Raw genomic sequence first — 9,859 nt, forward strand, 5'->3', positions numbered from 1 at the left:
TCAAAGAAAACAATGGTCGATCAGATTATGTACTACATTAAACACTATAGTGAGCATCGAGCACACCCTTTTGCATGGACATATACGGGGAAACCACTGGTGGCATAATGGACATATTATTTATGGGACGTAACACTAGTAGCTTCCTCCATGCTGGGTATATATTCAAATCCAACAATAAGTCGTTAAGCTTTCCCCAATAAACACAATTTCTAACTTCTTGATTTTTTAGTAAAGTGCCACCAGTGTTAAGACGCTCAAAAATATGATATACGCTTGTATCATCATTTGGATTAAGTTGTTTAATAACAATTGCCCTTAAAACCGAGTTCTTTAGCTTCCTCTTATCTGCATCAGTAAAATCCGTAAATGCTTTATTTAACCACTTACTATTTTCATTAATCCCTTCCAGCTTGAAAACTTTTCTTTTTCCTAATTTGTCTTCTTCTCCAAATAACCCTTCAAAGAAGAAAAAAATGCTTTTAAGCCTTTGCTGACCATCAATAACCAACGACTTCTGCTCAGAATCTGTATAAACAAAAATCTGAGGGACTGGAAGACCTAACATAAAGGATTCTATTAGCCTTGACGCCTGTGATATTTTCCAAACAAAACCTCTCTGGAATTTTGGGATAACAATATCCCCAGATATTGATTTTTGATGAAGGACTTCAAGGGTATAATCTGCGGGATAAGTAGCTATTTCAAATTCAATGGGCGTACTCTCTAAATCTTCTATTTCGCTTTCGACAGGCTCCATCTGGATATCTTCTGGATTGTATTCAATTTCATTGTTCATATTATTTTATCCTCCTAATTGTTCAATTTTCTTTCTATAATATTTCTTACACAGATTCCCCCAGAGATGAGTTTCGGAAGCAGTAAGTCAATAATATGAGATAGTTTAATATTTTCCCCCAAGTTATAAAACATTTGTCTATAAAACGGAAAAGTGATTTCTGTAAACATATTGATGACTCTTTTATCAGGAAGCACGATCTCTATATCCTCTATATCAGCATTACTTATGTTTCCTTGTGCACTGCTTGCTGATGAAATACCTTTCATATAAGACTGGATATAATCTTGTTTTAGTAATAAGTAACAGAAAAAGGTATTATTCGAAACAACTTTCCCTACTCTTTGATTTAATAGCATTTTATAATTTATCTTTGGAATCATCCCAACCTTCCCTAGCTCTGCACCAGTCATTGCCATCAATACTTCTCCTGAGGATAAATTGAATTTAATATCAATTTTTTTAAAAATATTTTCGCTTACATAGTCTCCTTCAAAAATATCTACAACAGAATTTTGGATATTCTTTATTTTTATTACCTTAATACCTTCATTCACAAAATCCTGACTTTTAAAAGCGTAGCCGGGTTGAATCTTTCCTATATCCCCTAACTTTCTAATACTCCACTCTATTGGTATCTCCCCCAACTCCGAATTTTCAAAGGAATCGGGGAATAGGTCGCCTGCCTGCCGCGACGCTTTGCTTGGCGGCGCAGGCAGGGAGATTTCTTTGGGGAGGCCGGGGTCACCTGTCTGCGTGCGTGCGCATTGCTTCTCACGCACAGGCAGGAAGTCAATGAACCAGCTCTTGAACAACGCCTGTGCCATAGCCTCCAGCGTTTCATTCATCCGCCGGTTCAGTTCAATCTTGTCATCCAGCGTTCCGAGGATATTGGCAATGGTTCGTTGCTCGGAGATGTCTGGAACCCTAATTTTTCTTGCATGAGCAGCTTCACGGTTTAAACCGGGTACTGCACTGTCTTCGTTCATATATTCGAGGCCAAGAGACTTAAGTATATAATACTTAAAACGTAGTAAAGCCGGATCCTTGTCTGTTACATAAAACGTTGTGTCTATTGGCCAGCATGGGACCGGGCTGAAGTGCACTGCTCCGACAGTTCCTTTTCTTCCCACGACTATCGTGGGTCCATCTGTAAGCGAAGTGTCGTGGTATCCAACAACACCATTTGATCCGTAAACAGGAACACGCCCGTATGGATTGCGCAATCCCTCAGGGAGGCTCTTGCCATAGGTAAATGGTACGAAACTGCCGACTGTTTTAAGTGCATCACCCATTATTCCCTTACCCTTCACTCCTACTTTTTCCAAACAGCAGCACCGCCTGCTCGCTCTGCTTGGTCGTTTCGGGATCGGCTTTCTCGTATCTGCCGTAATACCACTTGCTATCGGCGGTAGGTTTGATCGAAATCTCTTTCACGAGGGTAATATCGTCGTATCCACCCTCATACCCCGGCACCACGACCCGGGCATGTGAGGGGTATGCCTGCAAATATTTGATCAATTCTTCAACATTCATTTTGTGTTACCTCTCTTTTACACCCGTTCACAACTTTCATGAAATCGCAAAAATACGCTTCCATACCTCGTCCTGCCTGTAGTCACTACCTATCCCCGTCATGTCCATATCCCTAAAGCGTGTCCAAAAAAGTTTGATTATGGACATGTTCGTATATCGTGTCGACATTATCGACACGTTTATATTTCATGTCGATAAAATCAATAGCAATCGACACGTTTCTCCAACATGTCGATGGCATCGACATGTTAACCTGATAACAACTCATATAGCTTCACGTTGAGATACAACCTCTCTTTACCAAGTTTCTGGCTTTTAAGAATCCCGACCTTCTCAAGGGCCTTTAAATACTCTGCCGCCGTCTGCCGTTTTGCTATTCCTTCTTCAACAAGAAACTCGCCTTTTGTATACGGCTGGTGAAACAACAGTTCTATAAGCTCCTTTGAGTAAACCCGTTCAGGGAGCTTTTTCTTCGCCACTTTAAGCGTGTCTTCCAAGAGGTCTCTGATCTGAATAATTTTGTTTTTGGTGAACAGAGCGGTTTGTTCGATGGCATCCAGCATATAGACAATCCACGGTTCCCACTCATCAAATTCTGTAACTTTGCGCAAGAGACGGTAGTATTCCGTTTTTTTTTCAATTATATACTTACTAAGGTAAAGAACAGGCAAATCGAGCAGTTCGTTGAATTCGAGATAAAGGATATTGAGAATCCTCCCCGTTCTTCCATTACCGTCAGAAAAAGGATGGATAGTTTCAAACTGATAGTGGATTACTGCAAGCTTAATAAGGTGGTCTACCGTATTCTCCTCATGAATATATTTTTCGAGATTTGCCAGTTTATCCCTAATAATCTGTTCTCCCTCAGGTGGCGTAAAAACAACCTCCCCGGTTGCGGCATTTGCTATCTTTGTGCCAGGGGTATTTCTTATGCCTGAATTGTTCTGTTTGATTGTTTGATAGATTTTAACTAAGAGGTTTGTTGTCAGCAATTGTTTTTCCTTTAGCAGGTTGAAGCCTTCCCATAAAGCTTCTCTATAACGGAGAACTTCTTTTGTTGCAGGATCAATCTGACTCGTTTTCGCAGCAAATGCACGAAACAGGGCATCATTCGTAGTGATAATATTTTCAATTTCTGAACTGGCTTTCGCTTCCTGTAATACCAGCGAATTTATGAGAATAGACTGGTTTGGGATTGTCTCGCCAAGCCCTTTCAGTTCCGCTAAAGCACGTCCCGCAGTGATCGCCTTTTTGAGTATTGCCTTAGTTTCAAGGTCAGTTTTTGGGGGTAGCATAGGTAAATCGTTGTAAGGTTTTGTCGGATCAAATTTCATAGCCCAGCCCTCTTAAATTTTTCTTTATCTCGGCTTCCAGTCGTGCTGATTCTGCAAACTGCTCTTTGAGCGTGGTGGTGAGGCGGGTTATCTTCTCATGGAAGGGCTCACCATCGTCCTCAACCGCCTCTGCGCCCACGTAGCGCCCCGGCGTGAGGACATGGCCGTGCCCGCGTATATCTTCCAGCGTTACGGATTTGCAGAATCCTTTGACGTCTTCGTATGTTCCGCCCTCACCCCGCCATGCGTGGTATGTTAAGGCTATCTTCTGGACTTCCTCTTCTGAAAGTTCTCGGTGCCGCCTGTCCACAAGTATGCCCATTTTGCGAGCATCAATGAAGAGAACTTCTCCGCGCCTGTCGCGGTATTTATGGTTCTTCTTATCCCTGGCAACAAACCAGAGGCAGGCAGGAATCATCGTGTTGTAGAATAGCTGTGTTGGGAGTGCTATCATGCAATCCACAATGTCGGCTTCTATGATGTTCTTTCTTATGTCTCCTTCGCCTGAGGTGTTGGATGACATTGAACCGTTGGCAAGCACGAAGCCTGTTATCCCTGCTGGTGATAAGTGATATATGAAGTGTTGGACCCATGCAAAGTTAGCATTACCGGTGGGCGGCATGCCGTATTTCCACCGCGCATCATCCCTGAGGAGGTCGCCTTTCCAGTCTGAGTCGTTAAAGGGTGGATTTGCGAGTATGTAGTTTGCTTTGAGGTCTTTATGGGCGTCGTTCAGGAAGCTGCCTTCGTTGTTCCATTGGATGTCTGCGTCTATTCCCCGGATAGCAAGGTTCATCTTGCACAAGCGCCAGGTGGTCTGGTTGGACTCCTGCCCATAAATGGCAATATCGCCTATTCTTCCGCCGCGTGCTTGTACGAACTTTTCGCTTTGGACGAACATGCCTCCTGAGCCGCAGCAGGGGTCAAAAACGCGTCCTTTGTAAGGTTCAAGCATTTCTACGAGCACTCTTACTATACTTCGTGGGGTGTAGAACTGTCCGCCTTTTTTGCCTTCTGCGTCTGCGAACTGTCCGAGGAAGTATTCGTATACTCTGCCGAGTATGTCTTTGCTCCTGTTTTCCGCATCGCCGAGCCCTATTGTGCCTATGATATCTATTAGCTCTCCGAGGCGTTGCTTATCAAGGGCTGGGCGGGCGTAGTTCTTCGGGAGCACGCCTTTGAGTGAGGGGTTATCTCTTTCTATGACGTCCATGGCGTCATCAACAATTTTGCCTATGGTTGGCTTTTTTGCGTTTTTTTGCAGGTAGTCCCATCGTGCCTCTTTCGGCACCCAGAAGACGTTTTCTGCGAGGTACTCGTCGCGGTCTTCCATGACTTCGTAACGGGCGGCTGGGTCCTTCACATACATGTCGCTTTTAGGGTCGGCGTTCTGCTTTTCCAGCTTTTTGTGATGCTCTTCAAATGCGTCTGATATGTATTTCAGAAAAATCAGGCCAAGGACGACGTGCTTATACTCGGCAGCGTCCATGTTGTTTCTTAGCTTATCAGCCGTCTGCCAGAGCTTTTGCTCAAAGCCAAGATTTGCCCCGTTATCGTTTTTCTTCGCAGCCAATGTTTTACCCTTCGGCATAACCCCCCTTACATCAGTTGGCAGTGAAAGGAATTGGAAGATACCCCCGCCCCATATACTCTTCCGTCTATCCGTTTATTTCTGACTATATCCCTTAATTCGTCTCTCGTTCCCGCATGTATGCGTGATCGTCCTCCGTCTCTCGTCATTTCAATCCCCTACCCTCTTATAAAAGATTCTAACCCCATGAAATGAATAATGCAAATGATTTTGTGCGGGGGAAACGTGGATTACGTGTAAGCCGGGGGTTTGACCTTTTTATCGCCTGCTTTCTGCTTTTTTGTCTCGTTGTTCTTATCCATCGCAGCCCTTAGGAGTTCTCCCAGGTTGCCAAGACCACTTCCGGTTGACTCATCTTTCATGACTTCACCCCTGTACCGGCTAAGCTCTTCCTGCTCTAATTTTTCAGCCACGCCACTCCGGCTCAGGATCATCCTGTTTCGGATTACATCGACTTCCTTTACAATAACCTGCATTCCCGTTCCAACAGGGAACATCCTGTTGTGATTGGCACCACGAGGGGTACCCATCTCTGAGTTGGGTATAAAACCGGCTATCCCGTTGTTCATCTTCAGGAGCACACCGGATGGTAAGGCTTTCTCCACAATGCCGTCAAGGATATCGCCGACCTGAGGCATGGCAATCATTTCGGATTCCAGTTTTTGTTCCATGGAAAGGGATATTCTTTTGCTCTTAATATCTACTTCCCGAACATAAACTTCTACAAGCTGACCTACCTCAACAACTTCTTTGGGGTGTTTGATCCGTCTCCCTGCACCAAATTTTGAGATATGAATCAACCCGTCCACTCCTGGTTCAAGGTTAACAAAGGCGCCATATGGTGCAAGGCTCACAATCGTTCCGTGGACCAGACTATCAACGGGATATTTTTCCGCTGCACTTAAAAAAGGATCCGGTTGCGTTGCCTTAAGGCTTAAGGTGAGACGGTTCTTCTCCCAGTCGAGGGCGATGATTCTTACGGTAACTTCCTGCCCAACATACAGGGCATCTTCTGGTTTTTCAATTCTCTCCCATCCTATCTCACTTAAAGGAATGAGGCCATCAATGCCGCCAAGGTCAACAAAGGCACCAAATCTTTGAATGGACCGAACCGTTCCGGTTAGCTCCATTCCAACTTCAAGGGTCTCCCTGATATTATCACGTTTAATCTGCTGCTCCTCTTCCAGGAGGGCTCTTCGTGAAAGAATAATGTTACGGCCGTCTTCTTCGTATTCGAGCACCTTGAAAGGAAAAGTCTGACCGAGATATGCATCCTTTTCACGGCTTCCCTTGAGGTCTATTTGAGAAAAAGGGCAGAAACACCGTACCTTACCTACGTGTATCTCGAAACCGCCTTTTTGTTCGCTTACCACCTTTCCACTTACCGGCAGATCAGCATCGTAGGCATTACGTATGCCGTTTAAATCAAGGGTGGATAAACCATGTCTGAGGGTTGTCAATCTTTTCACACCATTTTGGAAAGTTACAAAAAAAGCCTCAATCTCATCATCTACCTGCACAGTGTAGCCCCCATGTTCGTCTTTGAACTCTTTAAGGTCTATCACTCCTTCACTTTTTCCATCGAGATTTATATAAACAAAATCTCCGGAAATACTGGCTACCCTGGATGTTACCTTCTGACCTGGTTCAAGCCGCCCTGGAAGCTTGCTGCTTTTTTCAAACAACACTGCAAAATCATCTTCCCCTCCGGTCTCTTCATTGGAAATCTTCCCTTCTTGATAGCTCATTTCAATCTTTTCTTCTGACATATCCTCCAACCTCTTAGCTGATTTTAATGATTATTGGCTTTATTACGTTTCAAAAGATTATACCTTTTATTTTTCGTTGTGTCCATTGTCCTATAGCCTACTCTCACTTAAAAAAATCTCCATGTTTTTAAAAAGGTTGGGAAGTATAAAAAACGTTTAGACTAAAATATAAGTCTGGTCAACCTTTTGCCTCATTAAAATATGTGAGTCGTAAGTGAGAAGTCGGGAGTCGCGATTCGTGCTTCCTCATTCGTCATTCGCAATTCGACATTTAGTAACTACTTCCATCCGAGCATGGTACACAGGTTATCGCTGACATCGCGGGGCTTTTTGCAGCCGTGGGGCCTGATAACAAGGGTTATTGAATCCTTGAGAAGCACTTCTTCTCCGGTTATCTCATCTTCGCCAATTTCGTTACTCCCGTTAAATTTTTGAAGTGCCTTTTTAAAAGACTCCCGGGTCATCTTTTCGGTTCTCAAATTATATTCTCTCATGCTCATGACTTCGCTCAGGATCGAAAGATCAACCAGGGTGCTGTTGAGCCAGTTCAGTGCACACTTATAACCAAAGATCCATGCTATTTTTGTTCCCATTATAGTTTCCTTTAAATCCTCTACCCTATTCCCCACATAGCAGGACCCTATGAACACCCCTTCAATATCGTTTAATTTTGCTGAATTGCTAACCGTATCAAAGAATGTCGTCAGCCTGAATTTGTCTCCGATATAGCCCTTGGTTCCGTGAGATGCCACATAGAGCACACATCTTTTTTCCATCGTATTACTCACATCCACCAGCGCTTCTTTGAAGCTCTCTTTACTGTAAAAGGTCGAATAATAGATAGAATATGTTCCTATAAGCTTTTCCAGCCCGTGGAGAAACGGCAGGATTGATGCCCTCTTGGGATTTTCCTTCGGTGGCCACCAGGGGTTTTCAAGTACAAGGAGTGCCTTATTTACTTTCAATTATTCTCTCGTGCTTTGTATAAATAAATTGTAACCCTTTGAAATGAAAAAAACAAATGGTTTTTTATCAGTTTACTTCCTGAGGGGCAGGCCAAAAATTAAAAAGCGTTGACTATTATTATTACAAAGTGATATTGTAGAGACATGTTCGGTCTTGGATTTCCTGAACTTGTAGTCATATTGATTATAATCCTTTTGGTCTTCGGGGCAGGCAAGCTCCCGGAGATAGGAGGGGCAATCGGTAAGGGTATAAAGAGCTTTAAAAAGGCAACACATGAACCCGAGGAAAAGAATGTAGCCCCGCCAAAAGAGAATAAGGATCAGGAAAAACCCTCTTAATAATTATTGTGGATGAAAAGGTCTTTATAGGGATCGGCTCAAACATCGGCAATAGTTCTGAAAACTGCACAACAGGCATAAAACACATCATCAGGGACAAAAGGACAAGGTTCCTCTCAGCATCTTCTTTATACCTCACATCACCGGTTTCTAACATTTTACAGGATGATTTTATAAACTGTGCATTATGTATCACGTGGAGTGATTCACCTTTCGAGCTCCTGAAATTTTTAAACAGTATTGAGGATATGATGGGGAGGGAAAGGGACGTTACGGGTGGTCCGAGGATAATAGACCTGGATATACTGCTATTCGGTGATCTCATACTTGATGACCCATTGTTGAAAATACCCCATCCTGAACTCCACAAAAGAAAGTTTGCTATCATCCCCTGTATTGAAATAGACCCTGATATTATTCACCCTTCATTCAACAAACTATTGAAGGAATTTCTTTCGTATATCGACGATGGGCAGAAATTAAAATTAATCAAAGACAAGAAAGAGGTCATGGAATCCTCAACAGAACCCCGAATTTTCATTGACAAAAAGCACTTGCAGGGATAGGATTTAATACCAATTTACGATTGCAGAATGCAAAATGTAACCCATTTTAATAATGAACAATTATTCTATGCATACTTGTCATAAAATAATATGAAAGGAGTTAATAATCATGCCAGAAGCTGATGAATCTGAAAAGGAAAAACAGTTTTATGTGGACATTCCTGTTAGGAGCGAACCTTTCTTTCTGAAAGGTTGCAACTCTATAGACTGGGGGATGAAAAACCGTCTATCCAGAATATTCAATCCCAAGTCTGGCAAGACGGTCATGCTGGCCATTGACCATGGATATTTTCAAGGTCCAACCACAGGTCTGGAGCGTGTGGATGTCACTATCCTGCCGCTTTTACCTTATGCAGATACTCTGATGCTTACCCGGGGCATACTCCGGACAATTATCCCTCCCACTTTTGACAAGGCAGTAGTGTTGAGAGCCAGCGGGGGACCCAGTATTTTAAATGAGCTCTCAAACGAGCAGATTGCCATAGATATAGACGAAGCCATCCGTTTGAATGTAGCAGCAATGGCTGTTCAGGTCTTTATTGGCGGTAAAATGGAAACACAGACAGTACACAACATGACCCGTCTTGTGGACATGGGTAACCGCTATGGTATTCCTGTTCTGGGTGTTACAGCAGTTGGCAAGGAGATGAGCCGGGATGCCAAATACATGCGACTGGCTTCGCGAATCATTGCAGAGCTCGGTGTCACTTATGTGAAAACCTATTATGTGCCAGAAGGATTTGACACGGTAGTAGCCGCCTGCCCGGTACCAATTGTTATTGCAGGAGGCAAAAAGCTTCCGGAGCTTGATGCCCTGACCATGGCTTACAATGCTATCCAGGATGGAGCAGCCGGAGTTGATATGGGTCGTAATATTTTTCAATCTGAATCGCCTGTTGCCATGATTAAGGCGATAAGAAAGGTCGTTCATGAAGGAGAGAAACCGAAAGCAGCGTATGA

The 9,859-nt window shown here is 43.4% G+C and carries 10 protein-coding genes; 3 read left to right on the top strand and 7 right to left on the bottom strand.

The window, feature by feature from the left end:
- Positions 1 to 37 precede the first annotated feature (37 nt).
- The 7 genes from NTU69_12670 to NTU69_12700 form a co-directional block, all read right to left on the bottom strand.
- Positions 38 to 799 carry a DUF262 domain-containing protein gene (locus tag NTU69_12670; protein MCX5804358.1) on the bottom strand — a complete coding sequence of 254 codons (762 nt, stop codon included), beginning with the start codon at positions 797 to 799 and terminating at the stop codon, positions 38 to 40.
- A 14-nt stretch (positions 800 to 813) separates the two neighbouring features.
- Positions 814 to 2,094 carry a restriction endonuclease subunit S gene (locus tag NTU69_12675; GenBank protein MCX5804359.1) on the bottom strand — a complete coding sequence of 427 codons (1,281 nt, stop codon included), beginning with the start codon at positions 2,092 to 2,094 and terminating at the stop codon, positions 814 to 816.
- 7 nt (positions 2,095 to 2,101) lie between these two features.
- Positions 2,102 to 2,335: a hypothetical protein gene (locus NTU69_12680; GenBank protein MCX5804360.1), complete on the bottom strand. Its 234-nt coding sequence runs from the start codon at positions 2,333 to 2,335 to the stop codon at positions 2,102 to 2,104.
- 248 nt (positions 2,336 to 2,583) lie between these two features.
- On the bottom strand, positions 2,584 to 3,669 hold the full coding sequence (locus NTU69_12685) for a Fic family protein (protein MCX5804361.1): 1,086 nt from the start codon (positions 3,667 to 3,669) through the stop codon (positions 2,584 to 2,586).
- Entirely contained in the window at positions 3,659 to 5,260 is a 1,602-nt protein-coding gene (locus NTU69_12690; protein ID MCX5804362.1) for a class I SAM-dependent DNA methyltransferase, read from the bottom strand. Before NTU69_12690 ends, NTU69_12685 begins: the two co-directional genes overlap by 11 nt.
- Before the next feature lie 230 nt (positions 5,261 to 5,490).
- Complete coding sequence (locus NTU69_12695) at positions 5,491 to 7,029, bottom strand: S1 RNA-binding domain-containing protein (protein MCX5804363.1); 1,539 nt, start codon at positions 7,027 to 7,029, stop codon at positions 5,491 to 5,493.
- Between the two features lie 278 nt (positions 7,030 to 7,307).
- The gene (locus tag NTU69_12700; GenBank protein ID MCX5804364.1) at positions 7,308 to 7,994 is read right to left on the bottom strand and encodes a hypothetical protein; all 687 of its coding nucleotides are present in this window, start codon (positions 7,992 to 7,994) and stop codon (positions 7,308 to 7,310) included.
- A 144-nt stretch (positions 7,995 to 8,138) separates the two neighbouring features.
- Between NTU69_12700 and NTU69_12705 the strand changes: the two genes are divergently transcribed.
- The 3 genes from NTU69_12705 to lsrF all read left to right on the top strand — a co-directional run.
- Positions 8,139 to 8,333, top strand: coding sequence for a twin-arginine translocase TatA/TatE family subunit (locus tag NTU69_12705; protein ID MCX5804365.1), 195 nt, complete (start codon positions 8,139 to 8,141; stop codon positions 8,331 to 8,333).
- An 8-nt stretch (positions 8,334 to 8,341) separates the two neighbouring features.
- The gene (gene folK, locus NTU69_12710; protein ID MCX5804366.1) at positions 8,342 to 8,899 is read left to right on the top strand and encodes a 2-amino-4-hydroxy-6-hydroxymethyldihydropteridine diphosphokinase; all 558 of its coding nucleotides are present in this window, start codon (positions 8,342 to 8,344) and stop codon (positions 8,897 to 8,899) included.
- Between the two features lie 109 nt (positions 8,900 to 9,008).
- A partial coding sequence (gene lsrF, locus NTU69_12715; GenBank protein ID MCX5804367.1) for a 3-hydroxy-5-phosphonooxypentane-2,4-dione thiolase occupies positions 9,009 to 9,859 on the top strand: 851 nt, incomplete at its 3' end.

The organism is Pseudomonadota bacterium, assembly GCA_026388215.1.
Classification (GTDB): Bacteria; Desulfobacterota; Syntrophorhabdia; order Syntrophorhabdales; family Syntrophorhabdaceae; genus JAPLKF01.